Source organism: Mycolicibacterium lacusdiani, assembly GCF_021916785.1.
Lineage (GTDB): Bacteria > Actinomycetota > Actinomycetes > Mycobacteriales > Mycobacteriaceae > Mycobacterium > Mycobacterium lacusdiani.
In genome coordinates this window covers 1-22,794 of sequence record NZ_JAKCFC010000004.1, presented here as the reverse complement: position 1 = coordinate 22,794, position 22,794 = coordinate 1, and the positions used below count along the sequence as shown (strand labels likewise).

Genomic DNA, 22,794 nt, shown 5'->3' with positions numbered 1-22,794 from the left:
AGTGCTGACGCGGTTCATCAGGATCCAGCTGATCCTGTTCACGATCCTCACGCTCATCGCGCTCATCGTGCTGGGCTGGTACTACCTGCGCATCCCGAGCCTGGTGGGCATCGGTCAGTACGAGCTGAAGGCCGACCTGCCGCGGTCGGGCGGTCTGTACGCCACGGCGAACGTGACCTACCGAGGCACCGAGATCGGCAAGGTCACCGAGGTGGTGCCGACCGACAACGGCGCCAGGGCCACGATGAGCATCGACAGCCAGTACAAGATCCCGGTCGACGCCTCGGCGAACGTGCACTCGGTGTCCGCCATCGGTGAGCAGTACCTGGACCTGGTCTCCACCGACGATCCGGGTCAGTACCTGGCCAACGGGGCGACCATCACCAAGAGCACGGTCCCCAGCGAGGTCGGCCCAGCACTCGACGCCGCCAATCGGGGCCTCGCGGTGTTGCCGAAGGAGAAGATCGACTCGCTGCTCACCGAGACCTCGCTGGCCGTCGGCGGGCTCGGACCGTCACTGCAGCGCCTGGTCGACTCGACGAACAACATCGCCCAGGGGTTGAAGGACAACCTGCCCGAGGTCAACGACATCATCGACAACACGGCCCCGATCCTGGAGAGCCAGGTGCAGTCGGGTGACGCGATCGCACAGTGGACGAGCAACCTCGACGTCATCGCGGCGCAGGCAGCCCAGCAGGATCAGGCGTTGCGCTCGGGCCTGCAGCAGGCCGGACCGACCGCCGATGAGGTCAGTGCGTTCTTCACCGACGTGAAGGACTCGCTGCCGCAGACGCTGGCCAACCTCGCCGTCGTCATCGATCTGCTGAAGAAGCAGAACAAGGGCGTCGAGCAGCTCCTGGTGGCGTTCCCGCAGGCGGCAGCTGTCGGCCAGATGGGCACGATCTACGAGGGCCAAGCATTGCTGCCGCTGGCGCTGTCGATCAACCAGCCGCCACCGTGCTATACAGGGTTTCTGCCCGCGGCCGAGTGGCGGTCACCGGCCGACACGAGGACCGCGCCGATCCCGGACAACGTGTACTGCAAGATTCCCAAGGACACCCAGGGCAACGTCGTTCGTGGTGCCCGCAACTACCCGTGCCAGGAGGTTCCCGGCAAGCGGGCCGCGACCCCCACCGAGTGCCGCAGCAACGAGCCCTACGTCCCGGCGGGCACCAACCCGTGGTACGGGGACCCGAACCAGATCGTCACCTGCCCGGCTCCTGCCGCGCGGTGCGATCAGCCGGTGAAGCCGGGTTACGTGATCCCGGCGCCGACGGTCAACAACGGCACCAATCCGCTGCCCGCCAACCAGTTGCCTCCGCCGCAGTCGCAGACTCCGACGAGTGACCCGCTCACGGCCCCTGGCCAGGGCAGCGTCACCTGCAGCGGTCAGCAACCCAACCCGTGCATCTACACTCCGGGATCAGGTCCGACCGCGGTCTACAACCCGTCCAGCGGTGAGGTCACCGGACCCGACGGTGTCAGGTACTCCGTCGACAACTCGAGCAACCCAGGAGACAACGGATGGAAGGAGATGCTGGCGCCCGCCGGCTGAACCCCACCGATGAGCAGGACAGCCTTGACCAGCCGTTGACGGATCCCACCGACACCCCGTCCGAGCAGGACGATGCGCCGGTCGAGGGGTATCGCGAGTCCGACGTCACCCCGCGCCGAGCCGAGAAGCTCGGGCGTGGGTGGGTCGCCTCCATCGCCGCCGTGTTGCTACTGGCGGCCGCAGGCGTCGGCGTCGGCGGTTACCTGGCGCTCAAGTCGCACGATCAGAGCGAGGCGTTGGCGCGCGCGGAGAACGAGGCCGTCGCCGCCGCGAAGGACTGCGTGGCAGCCACCCAGGCGCCGGACACCGCCATCATGAGCGCCAGCCAGGCGAAGATCATCAACTGTTCGACCGGTGACTTCGGCGCGCAGGCCGCTCTCTACAGCGGTGTGCTCGCCGACGCCTACCAGGCTGGGAACGTGAAGGTGCAGGTCACCGAGATGCGCACCGCCGTCGAGGGCCACAACGACGACGGAACGGTCGACGTGATGGTCGCGATGCGCATCAAGGTCAGCAATCTGGAGGTTTCGGACCAGGAGCAGGGCTACCGCCTGCGCGCGCAGATGGCTCCGGAGGACGGCACCTACAAGATCTCCAAGCTGGAGCAGGTCACGTCGTGACTGCAGTACTCGAGACCCCACCGAACGCGAACCCCGAGGCCACCGTTCGGTACCCGAGTTGGGCAGCGCGCGCGGGTGCGCTGGCGATCGACGTGCTGCCCGCCGTCGCCGTCATCACGACCATGGCGCTGCTGGCGATCACGACGCCACAGTGGGGACCGCTGTGGTGGGTGTTCACCGTCACGGCCGTACTCGCGTTCCTCGCGATGGTCGTCAACCGCTGGGTGCTGCCGCCGCTGACCGGGTGGAGCCTGGGCCGCGCCGTCTTCGGAATCCGGATCGTGACGGGCGGTGACGTCCCCGCGGGTACGGCTCGCCTGGTGCTGCGCGACGTCGCGCACCTGCTCGACACGATCAGCCTGTTCATCGGCTGGCTCTGGCCACTGTGGGATGCCAAGAAGCGGACCTTCGCGGATCTGCTGCTGCGCACCGAAGCCCGATTGGTGGGAGCCCCCGGCGCCGGCGTGCGTCGACGTGCCGGGGTGGCGTGCCTGGTGGCGGCGCTGCTCTGCGTCGCGGGCGGTGGACTCGGGTACCAGTTCGAGTACCGGCAGGAGCGCGCCGTCGAGACCGCGCGCGACCAGATCGCGGAGCAGGGCCCCCGTATCGTCGAGCAGATGCTGAGCTACGGTGCCGCGACCATGAAGGAGGACTTCGCCCGGTCGCAGGCACTGACGACCGACGCCTACCGTCCGCAGCTCGTCGCTCAGCAGCAGGTGGTCGAGAAGGGCCAAGCCACCAGCAACGAGTACTGGGCGACCAACAGCGCGGTGCTGTCCGCGTCGCAGAACCAGGGCGCGCTGCTCGTCGCACTGCAGGGGCAGCGCGGCACCGACCCCAAGGCGCTCAAGTTCATCTCGGCGACGGTGCGGGTCGACTTCGACAAGCTCGACGGCCAGTGGCGCGTCTCCAACCTCACCGTCCTGAAGAAGCCCGGCATGGACGAGGCGGGCGGATGAGCCCGCGCCGCAAAGTCGATGCCGCCGAACGCGATTACTTCTCGGCGCCCATCGCGACGCCGAAGGCTCCGGTGCGGTGGGGTCTGCCGCTGACCGCCATGCTGTCGGCCTTGCTCGCGATCCTCGCCATCGCGGGAAGCATCTACATGGTGGTGGGCCACGAGAGTGGCCGCCGCACCGAGCTGCGCGACGCCGCCGCCTTGGACTACGTGCGCGGCTTCATGGTGCGCTACACCTCGCTGGACCCGTTCAACGCGAACGAGTACGCCGAGGACATCGCGGCGCAGGCCACCGGCGAGTTCGCGACGTCCTTCAAGCAGCGCGCGAACGAGATCGTGATCCAGGTGGCACGGGCCGAGCCCACCAATGGGATCGTGCTCGAGGCCGGCGTGCAACGGTGGAACGAGAACGGCAGTGCCGACGTACTGGTCGCGGCGAACGTGACCACGCCGGGCCGCGACGGGCGGCCCACCGTCGAGAGCGCGAGCCGCTGGGTCGCCACGACAATCGAGGAGGGAGAGCAGTGGAAGATCAGCAAGCTGGTTCAGGTGATCTGACCGCGGGCGCCGTTCCTCAGGGAAAGTCCGCGCGCCGGCACCGACTGCCCCGGCAGAAGCCGACGTCGACCGAGCCGGTCACGGAGTCGGTCGACGAAACCGCTCCAAAGACAACCACATCCGAGCAGCTCGACGACGTCGGCGCCGACGAGGCGCAGTCGGACGCGGTCGCCGACACCTCGTCGGACGACGCCCCGGCGAATGCCGACGAGACCACGTCGGACGACGCCGTCGAGGGTGACACTGCCGAGGCTGCTCCCGTCGAGGCGGCTTCCGCCGAGGAGACGGCCGAGCCTGCCGCAGCCACCGACGCCGGTGCGAGCGCGCCCCCGAAGCGCCGATTCCCTTGGCGCCGAACCAAGTCCGTCGCACCGGTCGATGCCGCGCCGGCTGCCGTCGAGCCGGTTGACGTGGAGCCGGTTGACGTGGAGCCGGTTGACGTGGAGCCGGTGGCCGAGGCCTCGGAAACCACCGTCACCGATGCCGTCGATGAACCTGCCGCGGAGACGGCGACCGAGGACACGACGCCCGTAGGCGCGACCCTCGAAGGCGAAATCGAAGGCGACACCGAACCCGCGCCCGAGCCGGAACCCGTTCTCGTACCGCACCGCAAGGCAGGCAGGAAGCTCAAGATCGCTGCCGTCGCGGCAGGCGTGCTGTTCATCGGAGCCGCTGCCTTCGCCGGTGCGACGCTGCAGCCCTTCCTCGCCGACCGTGCCGAGGCGCAGGTCAAGTTCGAGGTCGCCCAGATCTCGGCGGACGCCATCACGACGCTGTGGACCTACACGCCCGAGGACATGGACGCGCTGCCGGATCGCGCGGAGAGGTTCCTCGGCGGGGACTTCGCCAGCGACTACCGCCGGTACATCGACTCGATCGTCGAGCCGAACAAGCAGGCGCAGATCAGCAACAACACCCAGGTGATGGGTACGGCCGTGGAGTCGCTGACGCCCAGCGCGGCAACGGCGCTCGTCTTCACGAACTCCGTGGCCACGAGCCCGGTGACCAAGGGCATCCCGTCGCTGCGCTACCTGTCCTACCGGCTCGACCTCGAGAACCGCGACAACACGTGGCTGATCACCAGGATGACGGCGGTCACCTCGCTGGACCTGACCCCACGCCTCTAGCAGGGCCATGGCCGTCGAATCGCCTGTCTCGCAACGAGCGACGGTCACCGCGCTGCTCCTGCTGACGTTCGCCACCGGCCTCGTCGACGCCGTCAGCGTGCTGGTGCTCGGCCACGTCTTCGTAGCCAACATGACCGGCAACGTCATCTTCCTTGGGTTCTGGTTCGTGCCGCACTCCGGTGTCGACATGACGGCTGCGGTGGTGGCGTTCGCGAGTTTCGTGGCGGGCACCGTGCTCGGCGGACGATTCGCGCGGCATCTCGACACCGAGGTGCGCCGCTGGCTGGGCGTGGCACTTGGCGCCGAGGTGGTCATGCTCGGCGCGCTCGCGATCCTCGCGGGGTCTGGCGTGCTGGCCTACGACGACGGCGGCAAGCTGGTCCTGATCGCGGGTCTGGCCGTCACTTTCGGCGCGCAGAACGCCACCGCGCGGCAGTTCGGCATCCAGGAGCTGAGTACGACGGTCCTGACGTCGACCATCGTGGGAATCGGGTTCGACAGCAGGCTCGCCGGCGGCACCGGCCAGCGGGAGAAGCTTCGGTACGGCGTTGTCGCGACCATGCTGGGCGGTGCGGTACTCGGCGCCACCATGACCCGGTTCGTGGTGGCCCCGGTGATCGGGCTGGCCGCAATCGCCGTGGCCGCCAGTGCCGCGGTGTTCTGGTTCGGCCCCGCTCCTGCCGACTAGCCTGACCGGCATGCCCTCCGTACTCGTCACCGGCGCCGCCCGCGGCATCGGCCGGACCATCACCGAGCACCTCGCCGCCAGCGGATGGGACGTGATCGCGGGCGTGCGCACCGATGCCGACGCCTCGGCGATCGGGGACGTCGCTCCGGGCCGGGTCAAGCCCGTCATCCTCGACGTCACGAAGGACGAGGACGTCGCAGCGCTCGCGACCGCGCTCCCCGACCGCCTGGATGCGGTGGTCAACAACGCAGGCGTCGTCGTCAGCGGCGCGATGGAGACCGTGTCGACCGACGACTGGCGACGTCAGTTCGACGTCAACGTCATCGGCCAGATGGCCGTGACCCGAGCCGTGTTGCCGCGGCTGCGGGCGTCGCGCGGGCGCGTCGTGTTCGTCTCCAGCGTGAACGGGCAGCTGGTGATGCCGATGCTCGGCGCGTACTGCGCCTCGAAGTTCGCCCTGGAGGCCGCGGCCGAGGCGCTGCGAATGGAGTTGCGCCCGTGGGGTATCGGCGTTTCCGTGGTGGAGCCGGCCCAGACGGACACCGACATGTGGCGTCAGGCCGATGCGATGGTCGCAGACGCCGAGAACTCGTTGTCGCCAGAGCAGCGCACCCTCTACGGGCGGCACATCGCAGGCATGAAGAAGATGATCCCCATCGCGCAGCGCATGACCGTCGCGCCCGAGACGGTCGCCGGCGTCGTGGAGCGTGCGCTCACCCAGCGTCGGCCGCGTCCGCGGTACGTCGTCGGCGCCGGGCCCAAGCTGCAGGTGGCCGTGATGACGAATCTTCCCATCACCGTTCGTGATCGCGTGCTGCGCAAGGTCGCCGGACAGCCGTAGACGTACGTGGTCGTGGAGGTTCACCGGAAACGCAGCTCGGCAGGTGTGCCCGACCTGTTCGGGTACGAAGCCAGTGGGCTGCGTTGGCTGTCGGCCGTCGATGCCGGCGTCCCGTGCGCGCGAGTGATCGCATGGGATCACGACACCCTGGAACTGGACCGGCTCGAATCGATCCGTCCGGATGCCGCGGCCGCGTACGAGTTCGGCCGCCGCCTGGCGATCACGCACGACGCCGGTGCCGCGGGGTTCGGTGCCCCGCCGGACGGCTGGACGGAGCCCGGCTACTTCGGGCCTGCCGCGAGTCCTCTGCCCATGTCGCTCACCGTTCACGAGTCGTGGGGAGAGTTCTACGCGGTGGAGCGGCTGGGGCCTGCGCTGGCCGGGGCGGCCGACGACCTGTCCCTCGCGGCGCGACGCGGCGCGGGGGAGGTCATCGACCGCTGCCGCTCGGGCCGTCTCGACGACGGTGATCGACCGGCGCGGCTGCACGGCGACCTGTGGAGCGGCAACGTCATGTGGACTGCCGGCGGAGTGGTGCTCATCGACCCGGCCGCGCACGGCGGACACCGCGAGACGGATCTGGCAATGCTCGCCCTCTTCGGCTGTCCCCATCTCGCTGCCGTACTCGACGGGTACCAGCATGCGCATCCACTACGCCCGGGATGGCAGCGGCGCCGCGGTCTGCACCAGCTCTACCCATTGCTGATGCACGTCGCTCTCTTCGGTTCGTCGTACGCGTCCAGTGTCTCGGCTGCGGTCGACAGCGCACTGGACATTCACCCGTAGACATTGATCTTGGTCGGGAAAGCCAGGATATTTGCGATTGCAGCAAATTCGGCACCTAGGGCCGTAACTAGATCACAAACTAGCCCTGCTACGTTTTCGTGCGCTCGCGGTCGCTGGGGGCCGTTTGCTGCAGTCCCGCCCGCCGTCATGCCAGGTGACGGCCGACGAGGGCCTTCGTCAGTCCGTACCTTCGCCACCAAATCGAGCCCACAGCAATCTGTACTATTGCCGTCTGCGTAAGTGTTAACGTGCTGTGAATCACGTTTAGAAGTCGGGGAAGGGACTGGTCACATGGCAGCGAGGCACCGCAAGGCACGTCAGCGGGCAGGGAAAGTCGCTGTCGTCGCGACCGCGACAGCGACGGTCTCGGCGCTGACGATGGGCGCCGCGCCCGCCCCGCAGCCGACCAAGGCGGTGTCGCAGGAAGCCGTCGATCTGGCCGCCGCGATCCGGTTGCTGCCGAACTCCAGTCAAGTCCCGGACATCACCGGCGGACTGGGCACCGTGTTGTACAACGGGGGCCAGGCGATCGGCGATCAGCTGGTTCGCGCGGTGGTCAACGGCATCAACCTGGCGGCGCTCGCCCAGGCCGCGGGTGTCGATCCGCGCAGCCTGTTGAACTCGCTGCTCGCCGAACTGCCTGCGAACCTGCTGCCGGGAATCCTCTCGGCGCTCGCGTTGGATCTGCCGGTCTTGGACGTGGTGCTCGATCAGGTGCCGGGCATCGGGCAGCTACTCGCCGACGTGCTCGACGCGCTCGGTCTCGACGAGGCCGTTGACGGCAGCCTGACCGGGCTGCTGGCGCTGATCGGTCTCGACCTGTCGAACCCGCTCAACCTGTCGAACCTGCTCGACCTCGCGGGAGTCAACATCGTCACGGCGGGGCCGACGTTCTCGGTGCTGAAGATGCTCGGCCTCGACCTGGGCTGGACGCCGTCGTTCCCGAACTCGGTCGCCAACGAGATCAACGGCTCCGAGTACCTCGAGATCGGTGTCAACGGGGTCCTGAACAACCTCCTCGACCGGTTGAACGACAACCCGCTGATCGACGTCATCGATCCGCTCGGCCTGCTGCGGAATGGACTCTCCGACGCCATCGATGGACTGACGGGGGACATCCCCGACGTGCTGGATCTGCGCGTCGTCCCGACGATCGGCATAGGCTTGGGCGCCTTCGCTGCGGCGATGGCCTACGAGCAGGTGCTGGCGGACCTCCCCTTCCAGCCCGGCGGCGCGCTGCACGAGTTCGGTGACAACCCCCTGCTCGGCAGTCTGACCCTGCTGCCGATGGTGCTCGTCAACAACCCGGCGCGTCCCGACGGCGGCATGTTCGCCCGATTCGGACCTCTGGCAGCGCTCTTCGGGATCAACACCGTCAACCCCACCACCCAGGTGTCGTCGAGCGGCGGTCTCGGTGGCCCACTGGGAACGAGTGTCGGCGGTGCCAACCTGGTGCCGATCCTGATCGACGCGACCTACGAGTACCAGCCGCTCTCCGACTTCGCGTCGTGGCCGAACCCCTTCACCCTCGGCAACAACGCGGCCGCGGCACTGCTGCCGACCTACATGCTGCGCGGCCTGACGCTGGAAGGGCTCGACGAGCAGGTCATCGACCTGATCAACGACGCCGTCGGCGAAGCGGTCGAGCTGAACGACCCGCTGGCGCTCAACCTCTATCTGACGCTGCAGTCCAAGACGCTGCCCATGCTGGAACCGCTGTACCTGGCGTCGGACTTCCTCAACATCGTCGGCCTCAGTCCGCTGGCGCAGATCCCGATGCGGCTGGCCAACGCGCTCGCTCCGGCGCTGAGCATCCTCACGAACATCGGCTACTCGAACGTCGTGCGAAACGCCGACGGCACCTACACGCGTGACTTCACGGAGGCCGGCGTCGAGACGCCGTTCCTGTCGTTCGCGAACATCAACTACGGACGGGCGCTGTCGGATTCGTTCAACGCCCTGCTCGGCGGTTTCCAGAAGGAGTTCTTCAGCGGCAACCCGACGCAGGGCACGCCCAACGTGCTCAAGAACCTGCTGGACGCCCTGCTCAGCGGCAACCTGCTCGGCGGCACGGGCGCCGTACCGTCGGGTCAGACGCCCGGCACGGCCGCCAATCCCCTCGCAGGGCTGCTCGGTGGGCTCACCGGTGTCATCAACAACCTGCTGGGCGGGCTGCTCGGTGGCGGCATCGGCAGTTCGCTCACGGCGCTTCAGGCGCCGAGCACGCTCAGCGCTCAGCGGTCGGCTGCCGACATCCCCGCAGCGGACGCCACGTTCTCACAGCTGTCGATCTCGGGCGGTGCTGAAGACGAAACCGCGCCTGAGGCAACGGAATCAAGCGAAGAAGGCGCCGAAGGCGAGGCCGAGGAGGGCCAGGCCGAGGACGGCGAGGCAGCCGAGGGTGACGGCACCGAGGTGACGCCGGAGACGCCTGCGGACGAGGAGGCCACCGACGAAGAGGCCGCCGAGGACGAGGTAGTCGCCGAGACGCCCTCTGCCGATGAAACCGAGCCTGCCGCGGAAGTGCCTGCTGCAGAGGAGGAGTCGGCCGGGCCGAAGCACGCCAAGCCGGAGGGTCAGGACGAGCCAGAGCAGTCGACGGTCGACGAGCCCACGACGCCCAAGCATGCGAAGCCCGACGCCGACGCGTCCACCACGGGTACCGCGGCTGAGAAGCCGGCGAAGAAGCCGTCGCTCAACGTCGTGCGCGACACCGCCAACGCGACGTCGCCTGCCGACAAGCCCGGCCCTGCGTCGTCCACCACCGCGGGTGGGGGCGACAAGAAGGCCTCGGCCACCGATGCCGGTGTGGGGAGCGATGATTCGGCGTCCGAGGGCGGCGAGTCCGACGCCGCCTGACGTCAACTGAACGCCAGCCAACTGGGCAACGCTCGCTCGCGGGAGTCGCACAGGACCTGCTGGGTGTCGCAGGATCCCCGGGGCACGCCCGCGCCCGCCCACATGCCGCCGGCATCGCGGCGCAGCACGATCGCCGAGGACCCTCCGCCGTCCAGCAGGATCGCGGTGTCGCTCCCGAGGCCGCGGAAGAGGTCCTGAATCTGGTCCGGGGTATAGCTGCCGCCCTGGAACACGTACATCTCGTCCCGTGCTCGCGAGTAGGCGAGTGCGGTGCGGGCGGCGCTCGGTCCACCGTCGTTCATCTGTCCGGTGTCACCCGGGGCCAGCAGGCCGAGGCCGGCCACGGCGACGAACCGCGTGCCCTCGTCCATCAGGCCCGCTATCACGGGGGAGGCCGCGTCGTAGTCGGTTGGCGACTTCGGGGTGACGACGAACGGTGCGCCTGCGACGGGAAGGATCACCGTGCTCAACGCGGTCCAGGTCTCGTTGCCGTTGGACAGGCCCTGCTTGCCCGCGTAGGCGATGGTGCCCGTGACCGCTGCGTTCACCCGACCCTGGCCGCGGGTGTTGTCGACGTAGGCGCCCAGCGGCGAACTACATCCCGTCGACTTCCACGACCCGCCCTGCTGGCCGCGGATGTCGAAGAAGTTGGCGTTGACCGCGATGGTCGGCTGGCCAAGGGCCTGCCACGCCTGCAGCGGGCTGTACAACTCCGATGCCTGCAACAGTCCCTCACCGGTGCGTGCCCGCGGATCGCGTTCGCAGCGCCCTTGGTAGCCGCGATGGGAGTCGACCAGCAATCGCGGCGTAAGTCGTTGCGACGCAGCCTTGATGATCATCAGGTGGCCGCCACTGGTCATCTCGTACCAGTTGCCCGCGGCGTTGAGCATGGGCGCGGGATTGCCGCCGCCGAAGTTGTAGACGAGGTAAGTGCCCTTGGTGCCGGCGATCGCACCGGCCAGGAGCTCTCGTCCATCCGCGGCGTGCGCCGCGGGTGCGACGGCCATGGTCGCCAGCGTGGCACACAGCACCGCCGTCGTCGTCCAGGCGATCAGGCGCCGGAAGTTTGCGGCTGTGTTCGGCACCTGCGGCCCTTTCGCGTGGTCCCTCGAGTAGAGACCACAATAACCACAGGTGACCCACTGTCAACTTTCGTCACAGCGCGGTCTCGGTCGCGTCACGGCCGAATCGCGTTCGCGGTCAATGTCTTTGCTATGCGCGCCGCCTGGCCGACCGCGACCGGGGTCGTGGCGACGGGCCCAGGCGTAGCCCAGCAGCGCCGGTATCAGGCAGGCGGAGCGAGCCGGTAGATGGCGTCGGCGTAGTCGTCGCTGACGTACACCGCACCGTCCGGGCCGGCGACGGCGGCGACCGGGCGTCCCCACCGGGTGCCGTCGTCGGACTGAAACCCGCCGACGAGGGTCTGCTGGTTACCCAGCGTCCCGTCCTGCCACGGGAAGAACGACACCTCGGGGGCGCGCGGCGGTTCGCGGTTCCACGACCCGTGCACGCCGGCCAACGCGCCGCTGCCGTAGGGAGCGGGCAGGCCCCCATCGACGAAGCTCAACCCGAGTGCCGCGGAGTGGGCGCCGAAGCTCTGCTCGATTGGAGGCAGCGCAGCGCAGTCGAGTTCGGAGCCGTCGGCGTTGGTCTGCACGTCGCGGGCGAACGTCATGTTGGCTGGACCGCCAACGGGATTGCAATAGGGCCAACCTAATTCGCGGCCCGGTGTGACCTTGGCCAGCGACTCGGGTGGGTTCTCGTCGACGTAGTCCGGGATCACCTTGCCGTAGTCTGGGCCCTCGTCGGGCACCGCGATGTTGTCCCGGTTGTTCACCGCGGTCCACACCGAGCCGTCGGGCGCGATGGCGAGACCGGTGCCGTTGCGGACGCCGGTGGCGAACGGCTCGGCCGGGCCACCGCCGGGCGGCACGCGCATGATCGTGGCACGCGGCGGGGTGGCCGTGCGGTCCTCGGCGGACACGTTGCCCGTCGACCCGATCGAGAAGTACACCGCGCCATCGGGTCCGACGGCGACGCTCTTGAGTGCGTGCGAGTAGGCGCCCCGCAGGTCGGGGCTCTTGGCGTCCGGCAGGCCCGCCGCGACGGTGCGCGGCCGGGTGGCCCGCCCGTCGACGTAGTCATAGGCGTCGACCTGATCGCTCTGCGCGACGTACAGCGTCGACCCGGCGAAGGCGAGGCCGTGCGGCTGATCGAGCCCTTCCAACAGGACCTGATTCTGCGGTCCCGCGCCGGTCGGGCGGAGGCTCAACACCTGGCCGCTGCTCGGCTCGGACACCAGCAGGGCCCCGTCGGGAGCCCATGCCAGGAGGCGCGGCTTCTCGGACCGGTTCCACACCGACAGCGTCCAGCCCTTGGGAACCAAGGCCTTTCGCGGTTCGTCGAACGGCGCCGCGCGGAAGTCGTCGGGCACCTGCACCGTCACCTCTTCGAGGCTCTGGGCGGCAGGCGCTTCGGAAGCCGAGGTGGTGCCCGGCCGGGCGGATGACTCCGACCCTTCGGATGACGGTGGCGATGGCGCCGAGGAGCACGCCACCACCACCGTCGAGGCGGCCGCGAGGGCCGCGAGAATCCGACTATGCCGCTTCAAGGCCTGCATGCATCTCCCAGACGAGGATTTCCGATGGTTCGGTCGCGGTGATCCGTTGGCCGCCCGAGGCGGTGAAGCGCACGGCATCGCCTTCGACGAGCTGGCCGGCGCCTTCGAGGTTGACCTCACCGCGCGGGACGAACAGATGCAGGTACGGCGCCTGGGGCAGTTCGACCGTGTCACCGGGTTGCAGCCGTGCGCCCTTGAGTGCGGCGTACTTGTTGCGGATGGTGATCGCGGTGTCGTCGGCGTGCTGCGGCATCCCCGACGCGATGGTCACCAGCTTGCCGCGCAGGAGTTCGTCGTCGATCTCCAGCTGCTGGTAGCCGGGCGTGATGCCTGACTCGTCGGGCACCACCCACATCTGGACGAAGTGCACGGGCTCGCTGTGGGACGTCTCGCCGGTCAGCCGCCAGGAGTCGTTCTTCTCGGAGTGCAGGATGCCGCGTCCGGCCGACATCCGTTGCGCCAGACCGGGATAGATGACGCCGGAGTGGCCCGTCGAGTCTTGGTGGACGAGGGATCCGCGGAGCACCCACGTGATGATCTCCATGTCGCGGTGCGGGTGGGTGTCGAAGCCCGCGCCCGGGCGCACGACGTCGTCGTTGTTGACCAGGAGCAGTCCGTGGTGGGTATTGGACGGGTCGTAGTTGCCGCCGAAGGAGAACGAGTGCTTGGAGTCGAGCCAGGAGATCTTGGTGGCCGCGCGGTCGCCTGCGCGCCGGATCTCGACGAGTTCGCCTGTGGTCATGTGATCACTCCTGTCGAGTTCATCGCCAGCCTAGGTGCGGGCGCTGGACACGACAACATGAATGATGTGTCATGTATTCCATGTGGTTGTCCGAGGACGAGCAACGGGTGTGGCGGGACCATCTCGCGATGACGAGTCGGCTGCAGGCCGCGATGAACCGGCAGCTGCAGCGCGACTGCGGTTTGTCGCTGGCCGACTACGAGGTGCTGGTCGCCCTCGACGAGCGGGCCGGCTGCCGCATCTCCGAGCTGGGGGAGCGGCTGGGCTGGGAGCAGAGCAGGCTGTCGCATCAGCTGAGCCGCATGCGGGGACGCGAGCTGGTCTCGCGTCAGGGCGCCTCCGACGATCGCCGGGCGGCGACCGTCGACCTCACCGACGCGGGCCGGGCAGCCCTTGCCGCCGCCGCGCCTGCGCACGCCGAACTCGTCCGCACCGTCGTGTTCACCGACGTGCGGCCTGCGGACCTACGCGCGGTGCAGCGGTGGACGGCGGGCGTGCTCGCTCGGCTCGACGATCAGCAGGCCGGGTGAGTGCCGGCTACCAGTCCTTCTCGTCGAACGTGATGACGCCGCGGATGTTCTTGCCGTCGATCATGTCCTGGTAGCCGTCGTTGATGTTCTCGAGCGTGTAGGTGTTGCTGATCATCTCGTCGATCTTGAGCAGGCCCGACTTGTAGAGCCCGACCAGTCGCGGCGTCTCGATGTGCGAGCTGCCACCGCCGAAGATGTTGCCCTTCAACGTCTTCTGCAACATGGTGAACAGGAAGAGGTTGAGCTTGACGTCGGCGTCCATCATCGAGCCCATGCCGGTCACCACGCACGTACCGGTCTTGGCGGTGAGGATCATCGCCTCTTCGACGTACTCGCCGCGCATCTCGCCGACCGCGATGATGGTCTTGTCGGCCATCAAGCCGTGGGTCACGTCGATCATCGGGCCGATCGCCTCGGCCATCGACGAGTAGACGTGCGTGGCGCCGAACTTGATGGCCTGGTCGCGCTTCCACTCGTTGGGGTCGATTGCGATGACGGTCTTCGCGCCGGAGATGACCGCGCCCTGCAGCGCGCTCATGCCGATGCCGCCGACGCCGACGATAGCCACCGTCTCGCCGGGCTGCACCTCGGCCACGTTGGTCGCCGAGCCGAATCCCGTCGGCACCGCGCAACCCATGATGGCGGCCGTCTCGAACGGGATGTCGCGGTCAATCTTCACGACGGAGTCCTTGTGGACCGTCATGTACGGGGCGAAGGTGCCCAGCAGGTTCATCGGCGACACCTCGTGGGAGCCGGCGTGGACGCGTGACGTGCCGTCGGCGATGGCCTTCCCGCCCAGCAGCAGGGCGCCACGGTCGCACAGTGAGCGGAAGCCCTTCATGCACGGCGGGCAATCACCGCAGGCGGGGATGAACGCGAGGATGGCGTGGTCGCCCTCCTCGATGCCGGTGACGTTCTTGCCGACCTTGGTGACGACGCCCGCGCCCTCGTGTCCGCCGAGTGCTGGCAGTCCGATCGGGGTCGCCCCGGTGGTCAGGTGGTAGTCGGAGTGGCACATCCCGGCGGCGTGCATCCGGATCTGGACTTCGTCCGCGATGGGGTCACCGAGATCGATCTCGTCGACTTTGAATGGCGTGTTGAGTTCCCACAGCAGAGCGCCCTTGGTCTTCATGGCGGCGATCATAGAACACGTTCTAGATAGCATATAGCCGTGGGTTCCTAGCTGCGGATACATGGCATCAGAGCCCGTCGTCGGTGAGTGGCCAGTCATCGCGCGGTTCGAGCGCTGTAGTGCGCTGAAGCTGGCCACTCGAGCCTGTGGATGACTCGACGAAGAGACGCGGTTTCGTCGGAGCCGATTGCGACCGTGAACTCGTGAAAGCACCAGCCAGGCCCATCCTCGGCAACGACCTCATCGCCACCGGCGACGCCAGCCCTCGGACGCTGAGGAGTCACTACGACCGGGTGTACCGCAACGTGTACGTACCGAAGGGCAGCGAAATCACCGCGGCATCGCGTGCGAAAGCAGCATGGTTGTGGTCGGGCCGTCAGTCGACGATCGTTGTACCGCACCAACGGCAAACCGGTCGAGGGCATCACGATCCACCGAGACGTGCTGTCGCTCGACGAGACGCTAGTCATCGACCGGATGCCGGTCACGACGGCCGCCAAATGGCCAGTTATCGCACGCCTATTGGGAAATGCCGCCGCATGAGTGGCCACTCGATCCGCTACAGGTGAGTGGGCAGCCCGAACTTCTCGAACAGACCGTCGGCGTGGAACGCGACCACGTGCGAGATCGCGCCGTCGCTGATCTGGAGCACGTGCAGCTGGAACTCCTCGTGCCTGCCGGTCTCGCGGTTGAGCATGTACAGCGCCGCCGCCGGCTGCCCGTTGGCGGTGGTCGCGACGAAGCGCATGTCGCCGGGTCCCTCGGCGGGGCAGTGCGTCTTGGACAGCGTGACGATGTTCGCCGGGCCGTGGTACCAGCCGTCGAACGGTGGCATCTCGAACACCGCGTCGGCAGTGAACAGCTCGACGAGCTGATCCATGTCGTAGGTCTCGAACGCCGCCACGTACTTCGCGAGCTGTTCCCGAGCCTCGGGCGAATCCGGGTCCGCGATCTCGCCGTCGCGGGTCGGTTGCGCGGCGTCGAGTTGCGCGCGGGCGCGCTGCAGGAGGCTGTTCACCGCGGCGGTCGAGGCGCCGATCGCCTCACCCACCTCGGAGGCCTTCCACTGCAACACCTCGCGCAGCACCAGAACCGCGCGCTGCCGGGGCGAGAGATGCTGCAACGCCGCGACGAACGCCAGGCGCACCGACTCGCGTGACTCGGCGATCATCGACGGATCCGACGGGTCCTCCCGCGGCGCGTCGGGCAGTGGCTCCAGCCACGTGATCTCGCGGTGTTCGGCGATGTCGCCCGACGGGTCCGACGCGGGCGCGCCAAGACCCGAGGGCAGCGGCCTGCGCTTGCGGCCGTCGAGCGACGTCAGCGCGGTGTTCGTGGCGATCCGGTACAGCCACGTGCGCACCGACGACCGGCCCTGGAACCCGTCGTAGGACTTCCAGGCCCGCAGATAGGTCTCCTGCACCAGGTCCTCGGCGTCGTGCAGCGAGCCGGTCATCCGGTAGCAGTGCGCGAGCAGTTCGCGCCGGTACTTCTGGGCATCGGACAGGAAGACGTCTCTGGGGTCGGACGACTCCGGAACGGCTGATATCTCTGTGAGGACGCTCACGGGGCAGAGCCTACTCAGCACCACCGACGAGTCCAGGGCGGCGACGAAGGCGCCTGCGGAGAGCGGGCGTTAGTCTCGCGGGGTGTCGGCAACCCGCGAGGAACGCAGCTTCCAGAGTGCCCAAGGCGGTGGCAGCCCCGTCCGCATCGTCTACGACGTCTGGACCCCAGAGATCGCGCCCCGCGGGGTGGTGGTGCTGTGCCACGGGTTCGGTGAGCATGCCCGTCGCTACGACCACGTCGCCCAGCGATTCGGCGCAGCGGGGCTCGTCACCTACGCGCTCGACCTGCGCGGGCACGGTCGCTCGGAGGGCAAGCGCGTCTACCTGAAGGACATCGCCGGGTATACGGGCGACTTCCACACCCTGGTCGGCATCGCGGCCGCCGAGCATCCGGGCCTCAAGCGGGTGGTGCTCGGCCACAGCATGGGCGGGGGCGTCGTCTTCTCCTACGGCGTCGAACACCCCGACGACTACGCGGCGATGGTGCTCTCCGGACCCGCCGTCTTCGCCCAGGACGGGGTGTCGCCGGTGATGGTCGTGGTCGCCAAGGCGGTCGGCAGCATCCTGCCCGGGCTACCCGTTGAGCAGTTGGAGACCGACGCGGTGTCCCGCGACCCGGCCGTCGTCGCCGCGTACAAGGCCGACCCGATGGTCCATCAGGGCAAGCTGCCCGCCGGCATTGCCAAGGCGCTGATCGGCGTCGGCGAGTCGATGCCCCGGCGCGCATCGGCTCTCACCGCGCCGCTGCTCGTCGTGCACGGCGAGCAGGACAAGCTGGTCCCGGTTGACGGCAGCAGGCAACTGCTCGAATGCGTCGGCGGCATCGACGCCAGCCTCAAGGTCTATCCCGAGCTGTACCACGAAGTGTTCAACGAGCCCGAGCGCGAACTGGTGCTCGACGACGTCGTCTCCTGGATCGAGGTGCGCCTGTGAAGACGGTGCCTGTGAAGACGATGGCCATCCGACTGTTCGTCGCACTCGCGACGCTCCTGGCCGTGGTCGCCTGCTCGTCGGAACCGGCGCCGACGGCCACCGAACCGGGGGGCTGGGTCGACGAGGACGTCACGTTCGTCGCCGACGGCCTCACCCTGCACGGCACCTACCGGCACCGCGGCGAGCCTGCCCCGGGACCCGCGGCACTGCTGATCTCCGAGAGCGGGAACACCGACCGCAACGGGGACAACGCCGTCGCGGGGCCCGTCGGCAACATGCGCCAGCTCGCCGAGTACCTCTCCGACAAGGGCATCTCGAGCCTGCGCTACGACAAGGTCGGCACCGGCAAGACCGGCCTGGGGCCCTACGCGACGCGGCCCGCGGACGTCGGCAGCGCCGTCTACACCGCAGGTGCGAAGGCCGCGGCCCGCTTCCTGGCCGGACAGTCTCGTACCGACGCATCGCGCATCTCCGTCTACGCCCTCGGCGAGGGCACGGTGCACGCGATGGCACTCGTCACCGACACCGCCCCCGACGCGCTGAAGGTCCACTCGCTGGCGCTGTTCCAGCCGCTGTCGGGTCGCTACCTCGACATCATCACCGGCCGGGTGCGCGCCGACGTGGACGCGGCGGTGTCCACGGGTGCGAAGAACCGCCAGCAGGGCGACGAGGTCCTGACGGCCTGGGCCAACGCCGTGACCGAGGCGCGGACCAAGGGCACAGCGCCGGCGAAGCTGCCCGAGGGCCTCGGCGCGATCCTGAACCCCGCGAACGTGAAGGCGGTCGTGGAGGCCGACGCCATCGACCCGCTGGCGTTGGCGGCGAAGGTTCCGGCCGGCATGCCGGTCCTGACGACGTGTTCGGACTCCGACGCCCAGGCCGACTGCACCTCGGAGAAGCCGCTGTTCGCCGCGCTCGGCCACACCGCGCTGACCGTCGTCGAGCTGAAGGGCGTCAACCACGTGCTGCGCGACGACCCGTCCGACAGCGTCGCGAACTACGCGAAGCAGGATCCGCTGTCGCCGCAGCTGGTGACGGCGCTGGACGGCTTCGTCGGCAAGTAGTGGCTAGACTTCCCACAATGACGCGAACAGTGGTCGCCTCCGGTTACGGCAGCCCGGAAGTCCTTGTGCTGCAAGACATCGAACTTCCTCCGCCGGGGCCGGGCCAGGTACTCGTCGACGTGCGCGCGGCCGGCGCGAACCCCGTCGACTACAAGCTCTACAGCGGGCAGATGGGCGACGACCACGCCAACCTGCCCATGCCGGTCGGCATGGAGGCCAGCGGTGTCGTGGCCGCGGTGGGCGACGGCGCGCGAGGCTACACCGGGCCACTGACGGTCGGCGACGAGGTGATCGTGACCGGTGTCCGCGGCGCCTACGCCGACCAGGTGCTGGCAGACGGCTCCAACGTGGGACGCAAGCCCGCGGCGCTGAGCTTCGAGCAGGCGGCGGGGCTGGTGCTGACCGGCGCGACGGCCTGGCACCTGTTGACCGAAACCGCTGTGGGGACGGGTGACACGATCCTGGTGCACGGTGCGGGCGGTGGCGTCGGCCTGATGGTCGTGCAGCTGGCGGCAGCGCGCGGGGCCAAGGTGATCGGCACCGCCAGCCCCTCGCGGCACGACGAGCTGCGGCGATACGGTGTCGAACCGGTCGCCTACGGGGACGGGCTGGCCGACCGGGTGCGTGCGATCGGGCCCGTCGACGCAGCGCTGGACCTGGTCGGCACCGACGAGGCGCTGGACACCTCGGTCGAATTGGTCGCCGACCGGTCGCGCATCGCCACCATCGCTGGCTTCGCGCGCGGCGGTGAGCTGGGGATCAAGGTGCTGACCGAAGCGAACGGCGGCCAGGCCATCCGCGATGCGGCGCGCCCGGAACTGCTGGCGCTCGCGGACGCTGGTGCCCTCGAGGTGACGGTCGACAAGGTCTTCCCGTTGACGGAGGCGGCCGACGCGCACCGGTACCTGCAGGAGGGTCACGCGCGCGGAAAAGTCGTACTGGTTCCCTAGCTTCTAATTCATGACACACGACTGGATCCGCTCGTGACGGACGACAAGATGCTGGCCCGTATCGCCGCACTGCTGCGACAGGCCGAGAACACCGAGAACGAACACGAGGCCGAGGCCTTCATGGCCGCGGCGCAGCGACTCGCGACCACCACGTCCATCGACCTGGCGGTCGCCCGCGCACACGCCGCGACCCGCACGGCCGCGCAGGAACCCGTGCAGCGCACGGTGACGATCGGCAACGCGGGGACCCGTGGGCTGCGGACCTACGTGCAGCTGTTCGTGGTGATCGCGATGGCCAACGACGTGAAGTGCGACGTCGCCTCGAACTCGACGTTCGTCTACGCCTACGGCTTCGCCGAGGACATCGACGCCACCCATGCGCTGTACGCCAGCCTCGTCGTGCAGATGGTCAAGGCGTCCGACGCCTACATCGCGACCGGCAGGCATCGGCCCACGCCGACCATCACCGCACGGCTGAACTTTCAGCTGGCATTCGGGGCGCGCGTCGGGCAGCGACTCTCCGACGCGCGCGACGAGGCCAAGCGGCAGGTCGCCGCCGACGTCGAGCGCCCAAAGGGTACCGAGATCGCGTTGCGCAACAAGGACATCGAGCTGAAGTCGTTCTACCGCGAGGCGTCCAAGGCGCGCGGCACCTGGCGCGCCACCAACGCCTCGGCTGGGTATTCGTCGGCAGCCAGACGGGCAGGCGACCGGGCGGGGCAGCGCGCCAAGCTCGGTCCCAGCCCCGAGCTGTCCGGCGCGCGGCCAGCCCTGAACGACTGACCGTCCGTGCCCCGCGACGCGCAACGCTCGAAGGTCTACGCGGCCGAGGAGTTCGTGCGCACGCTGTTCGACCGGGCTCGGGCGCGGGGCAATGCGATCGAGTTCTTCGGCGCCAACATCACGCTGCCGCCCGAGGCGCGGTTCGCATCGGTCGACTCCGTCTCCCAATACGTCGACGACGTGTTGAATCTGCCTGCGGTGCAGCAAGCGTGGCCCGAGGCGCAGCCGCTGCGGGTGCGTAGCCGTCGCGGCAGGACGGCTGCGCACTACGAGCGCGACGGCGACGAGGCGGTGATCGCGGTACCCGACGGCAGCACGTCGTGGGCGTTGCGGGAACTGGTGGTACTGCACGAGATCGCACACCACCTCAGCCCCGTCGAACCCGCCCATGGCCGTGCGTTCGTCAGGACCTTCTGCGATCTGGCGGACGCCGTCATGGGTCCGGAGGTCGCGCACGTGCTCCGGGTCGTGTACGCGAAGGAGGGTGTGCGCTAAGGGAAACGGGTTAACGTGGGCCGGGTGAACGAGCCAGAGCCCGTAGATCCCGTAGCCCTCGATGCGCTGTTCGGTCGACTGCTGCACACCGAGGATGCCGCGCTGGCCGCGGCGCGCGAGGCCGCGGACGCTGCGGGGATGCCGAAGATCGAGGTATCTGCCCAGCACGCGAAGCTGCTGTCGCTACTGGCGACGATGTCACGCGCCAAGCGGGTGCTGGAGATCGGCACCCTGGCCGGCTACAGCACCATCGCGCTGGCCCGCGGGGTGGGCCCCGGTGGGCAGGTGGTGACGCTCGAATACGAGCAGGCACACGCCGACGTCGCCGCGACCAACCTGGAACGCGCCGACGTCGCCGACCGCGTGGAGATCGTCGTCGGTGCCGCCCTCGACGCCCTGCCGCGCCTGGCCGCTCGGGGCGACACGTTCGACTTCTTCTTCATCGACGCGGACAAGGAGAACAACTCGGCATACGTCGACTGGGCCGTCACGCTGGCCGCTCCCGGTGCGGTGGTGGTCGTGGACAACATCGCCCGCTTCGGCCGGGTGCTGGACCCCTCGCCCGACGACGCGCAGGCCAGGGCAGTGCACGACATGTTCGTCATGATGGGCGAGCATCCGCGGCTCGACGTCGCCGCCATCCAGACGGTCGGCACCAAGGGGTGGGACGGGTTCGCCGTCGCGCTGGTGCGCGAGTGAGCTGAGGCGCTGGTGCGCGAGTGAGCTGAGGCGCTGGTGCGCGAGTGAGCTGAGGCGCTGGTGCGCGAGTGAGCTGAGGCGTTGGTGCGCGAGTGAGGTGGTGCGCTAGACGGCGGACTGCAGGCCGCGCGGAGGCACGGTGAGTCCGTCGACGGCGTCGGACAGGCTCGCCGACACGGCCTTCTCCGACATGCCGAGGCGCTCGGATGCCTCGACGACGGTCATGCCGCGGCCGTAGGTGAGGTCCATGCACTTGCGCTGCTGGGTGGGCAGCTTCTCGAAGCGCCGCCCGGGCTCGTCGCGGCTCGCCGTCACCTCTGCGGGTGCCTTGCCGCTGGCGTCGACGTCGGTGCGTACGTGTTCGACGGCCAACCGGTGCGCGAGATTCACCAGCCACGCTCCCGGGGAGAACGTGTCGGCGTCGAAGTCCGTGGCGGTCTCCCACACCTCGAGGTAGATGCGCTCCATCAGGGCTTCGCGTTCCATGGGATCGCGGACCAGGGTGCCGATGACGCCGAACACCCGCGAGGAGGTCCGGTCGTAGAACTTCAACAGAGCGTCCGAATCGCCCTGGGCGATGCGCTCGATGAGGGAGTTGAGAGAGGAGAGTCCTGCGGTCACTGTTGCGCCATTCCGTGTCAGCGTCGACATGATGCCGGTGTTGCCTCACAGGCGAATCGTGGATACCCAACCGCGCCCGGCGCGAAACCTTGCGTGACCTCGTGTTTGGCGCGCCGACGGCCAGGGCATGGTCGGCTGGTGGGCATCAAACTCCAAGGCACCAGCATCGAGATCGACCGCCAGATCGCCGCACCGTCGGACGCCGTGTGGGACGTGCTCACCGACCTCGACGCGTGGCCGCAGTGGGGCCTGACGGTCACCGCGGCTCAACTGGACGAGGGCGACGTCCTGACCCTCGGCGTCACGGGTCTGGTGTGGACGCCGGTCGGCGTGCCGTTGCCGTTCACGATCGACGAGTTCGTGCCCGGTCGGTCGTGGGGCTGGCGGGTCGCCGGTGTGTCCGCGACGCGTCACGGCGTCGACCCCTCGGGCGACGGCTGCCGACTCTGGATGACCGCGCCGCTGTGGGCGCCCGCCTACCTGCCGGTGCTGGCCGTCGCGCTCGCGCGCATCGACGAGATGGCCAGGGAGCGCTAGCTGTACTGCCCAGGCAGGTTGGTTGAGGAAGTGTGACGACTCGCTGTAGCGGTCGTTGATTGGAGAAGGCCTCCCGTCGTGGAGTGGAGCTGCTTAGACACCCACTTCGACGACAGGAGACCTTCGTG

24 protein-coding genes are annotated in these 22,794 nt (G+C 68.7%); 18 read left to right on the top strand and 6 right to left on the bottom strand.

Features of this window, described 5'->3' with window-relative positions; genetic code table 11:
• The first annotated feature begins 1 nt into the window (after position 1).
• From LOK44_RS13810 to LOK44_RS13770, 9 genes are all read left to right on the top strand, one after another.
• Positions 2-1,555 (top strand): MCE family protein, encoded by a 1,554-nt coding sequence (locus LOK44_RS13810; RefSeq protein WP_163919723.1) that lies wholly within the window; start codon positions 2-4, stop codon positions 1,553-1,555.
• Positions 1,525-2,175 carry an Rv1363c family protein gene (locus tag LOK44_RS13805; RefSeq protein WP_163919722.1) on the top strand — a complete coding sequence of 217 codons (651 nt, stop codon included), beginning with the start codon at positions 1,525-1,527 and terminating at the stop codon, positions 2,173-2,175. The genes LOK44_RS13810 and LOK44_RS13805 overlap by 31 nt, the downstream gene beginning before the upstream one ends.
• Positions 2,172-3,134, top strand: coding sequence for an RDD family protein (locus LOK44_RS13800; protein ID WP_237570646.1), 963 nt, complete (start codon positions 2,172-2,174; stop codon positions 3,132-3,134). Before LOK44_RS13805 ends, LOK44_RS13800 begins: the two co-directional genes overlap by 4 nt.
• Positions 3,131-3,691, top strand: a complete 561-nt coding sequence (locus tag LOK44_RS13795) for an Rv1363c family protein (protein WP_237570645.1) — start codon at positions 3,131-3,133, stop codon at positions 3,689-3,691. The genes LOK44_RS13800 and LOK44_RS13795 overlap by 4 nt, the downstream gene beginning before the upstream one ends.
• On the top strand, positions 3,658-4,818 hold the full coding sequence (locus LOK44_RS29970; RefSeq protein WP_308192745.1) for a mammalian cell entry protein: 1,161 nt from the start codon (positions 3,658-3,660) through the stop codon (positions 4,816-4,818). Before LOK44_RS13795 ends, LOK44_RS29970 begins: the two co-directional genes overlap by 34 nt.
• A gap of 7 nt (positions 4,819-4,825) precedes the next feature.
• Entirely contained in the window at positions 4,826-5,506 is a 681-nt protein-coding gene (locus LOK44_RS13785; RefSeq protein ID WP_163919719.1) for a YoaK family protein, read from the top strand.
• Between the two features lie 10 nt (positions 5,507-5,516).
• Positions 5,517-6,347 carry an SDR family NAD(P)-dependent oxidoreductase gene (locus tag LOK44_RS13780; protein WP_237570644.1) on the top strand — a complete coding sequence of 277 codons (831 nt, stop codon included), beginning with the start codon at positions 5,517-5,519 and terminating at the stop codon, positions 6,345-6,347.
• Between the two features lie 12 nt (positions 6,348-6,359).
• Entirely contained in the window at positions 6,360-7,133 is a 774-nt protein-coding gene (locus LOK44_RS13775; protein ID WP_237570643.1) for a fructosamine kinase family protein, read from the top strand.
• A 291-nt stretch (positions 7,134-7,424) separates the two neighbouring features.
• Complete coding sequence (locus LOK44_RS13770) at positions 7,425-9,992, top strand: ATPase (RefSeq protein WP_237570642.1); 2,568 nt, start codon at positions 7,425-7,427, stop codon at positions 9,990-9,992.
• Between the two features lie 2 nt (positions 9,993-9,994).
• Here LOK44_RS13770 and LOK44_RS13765 read toward each other — a convergent pair whose 3' ends face one another.
• From LOK44_RS13765 to LOK44_RS13755, 3 genes are all read right to left on the bottom strand, one after another.
• Entirely contained in the window at positions 9,995-11,077 is a 1,083-nt protein-coding gene (locus LOK44_RS13765) for a phosphodiester glycosidase family protein (protein ID WP_237570641.1), read from the bottom strand.
• A 200-nt stretch (positions 11,078-11,277) separates the two neighbouring features.
• Positions 11,278-12,612, bottom strand: a complete 1,335-nt coding sequence (locus LOK44_RS13760) for a PQQ-dependent sugar dehydrogenase (RefSeq protein WP_237570640.1) — start codon at positions 12,610-12,612, stop codon at positions 11,278-11,280.
• Positions 12,590-13,354 carry a pirin family protein gene (locus LOK44_RS13755; protein ID WP_237570639.1) on the bottom strand — a complete coding sequence of 255 codons (765 nt, stop codon included), beginning with the start codon at positions 13,352-13,354 and terminating at the stop codon, positions 12,590-12,592. The genes LOK44_RS13760 and LOK44_RS13755 overlap by 23 nt, the downstream gene beginning before the upstream one ends.
• A gap of 71 nt (positions 13,355-13,425) precedes the next feature.
• On the opposite strand from LOK44_RS13755, the gene LOK44_RS13750 reads away from it, so the two are divergent.
• Positions 13,426-13,884, top strand: coding sequence for a MarR family winged helix-turn-helix transcriptional regulator (locus LOK44_RS13750; RefSeq protein ID WP_237570638.1), 459 nt, complete (start codon positions 13,426-13,428; stop codon positions 13,882-13,884).
• Positions 13,885-13,891: 7 nt separating this feature from the next.
• On the opposite strand, the gene LOK44_RS13745 is transcribed toward LOK44_RS13750, so the two are convergent.
• Positions 13,892-15,016, bottom strand: coding sequence for an NDMA-dependent alcohol dehydrogenase (locus LOK44_RS13745; RefSeq protein ID WP_237570637.1), 1,125 nt, complete (start codon positions 15,014-15,016; stop codon positions 13,892-13,894).
• A 390-nt stretch (positions 15,017-15,406) separates the two neighbouring features.
• Here LOK44_RS13745 and LOK44_RS13740 point away from each other — a divergent pair, with 390 nt between their 5' ends.
• Positions 15,407-15,559 (top strand): hypothetical protein, encoded by a 153-nt coding sequence (locus LOK44_RS13740; protein WP_237570636.1) that lies wholly within the window; start codon positions 15,407-15,409, stop codon positions 15,557-15,559.
• 16 nt (positions 15,560-15,575) lie between these two features.
• Here the strand turns inward: LOK44_RS13740 and LOK44_RS13735 are convergent, their stop codons facing one another.
• Positions 15,576-16,583 carry a sigma-70 family RNA polymerase sigma factor gene (locus LOK44_RS13735; RefSeq protein WP_237570635.1) on the bottom strand — a complete coding sequence of 336 codons (1,008 nt, stop codon included), beginning with the start codon at positions 16,581-16,583 and terminating at the stop codon, positions 15,576-15,578.
• Between the two features lie 82 nt (positions 16,584-16,665).
• Between LOK44_RS13735 and LOK44_RS13730 the strand changes: the two genes are divergently transcribed.
• From LOK44_RS13730 to LOK44_RS13705, 6 genes are read left to right on the top strand one after another with little or no spacing between them, the layout of a single operon-like run.
• Positions 16,666-17,517 carry an alpha/beta hydrolase gene (locus tag LOK44_RS13730; RefSeq protein WP_237570634.1) on the top strand — a complete coding sequence of 284 codons (852 nt, stop codon included), beginning with the start codon at positions 16,666-16,668 and terminating at the stop codon, positions 17,515-17,517.
• A gap of 20 nt (positions 17,518-17,537) precedes the next feature.
• Positions 17,538-18,581: an alpha/beta hydrolase family protein gene (locus LOK44_RS13725; RefSeq protein WP_237571170.1), complete on the top strand. Its 1,044-nt coding sequence runs from the start codon at positions 17,538-17,540 to the stop codon at positions 18,579-18,581.
• Between the two features lie 17 nt (positions 18,582-18,598).
• Positions 18,599-19,531, top strand: a complete 933-nt coding sequence (locus LOK44_RS13720) for an NADP-dependent oxidoreductase (RefSeq protein ID WP_237570633.1) — start codon at positions 18,599-18,601, stop codon at positions 19,529-19,531.
• 33 nt (positions 19,532-19,564) lie between these two features.
• Complete coding sequence (locus tag LOK44_RS13715) at positions 19,565-20,314, top strand: DUF2786 domain-containing protein (protein WP_237570632.1); 750 nt, start codon at positions 19,565-19,567, stop codon at positions 20,312-20,314.
• A 6-nt stretch (positions 20,315-20,320) separates the two neighbouring features.
• On the top strand, positions 20,321-20,809 hold the full coding sequence (locus LOK44_RS13710; protein WP_237570631.1) for a TIGR04338 family metallohydrolase: 489 nt from the start codon (positions 20,321-20,323) through the stop codon (positions 20,807-20,809).
• A 15-nt stretch (positions 20,810-20,824) separates the two neighbouring features.
• Positions 20,825-21,508: an O-methyltransferase gene (locus tag LOK44_RS13705; RefSeq protein ID WP_372481240.1), complete on the top strand. Its 684-nt coding sequence runs from the start codon at positions 20,825-20,827 to the stop codon at positions 21,506-21,508.
• Between the two features lie 105 nt (positions 21,509-21,613).
• Here LOK44_RS13705 and LOK44_RS13700 read toward each other — a convergent pair whose 3' ends face one another.
• Positions 21,614-22,129, bottom strand: a complete 516-nt coding sequence (locus LOK44_RS13700) for a sigma factor-like helix-turn-helix DNA-binding protein (protein ID WP_237570629.1) — start codon at positions 22,127-22,129, stop codon at positions 21,614-21,616.
• A 138-nt stretch (positions 22,130-22,267) separates the two neighbouring features.
• Here LOK44_RS13700 and LOK44_RS13695 point away from each other — a divergent pair, with 138 nt between their 5' ends.
• Positions 22,268-22,666 (top strand): SRPBCC family protein, encoded by a 399-nt coding sequence (locus LOK44_RS13695; RefSeq protein WP_372481239.1) that lies wholly within the window; start codon positions 22,268-22,270, stop codon positions 22,664-22,666.
• The last annotated feature ends 128 nt before the right edge of the window (positions 22,667-22,794 follow it).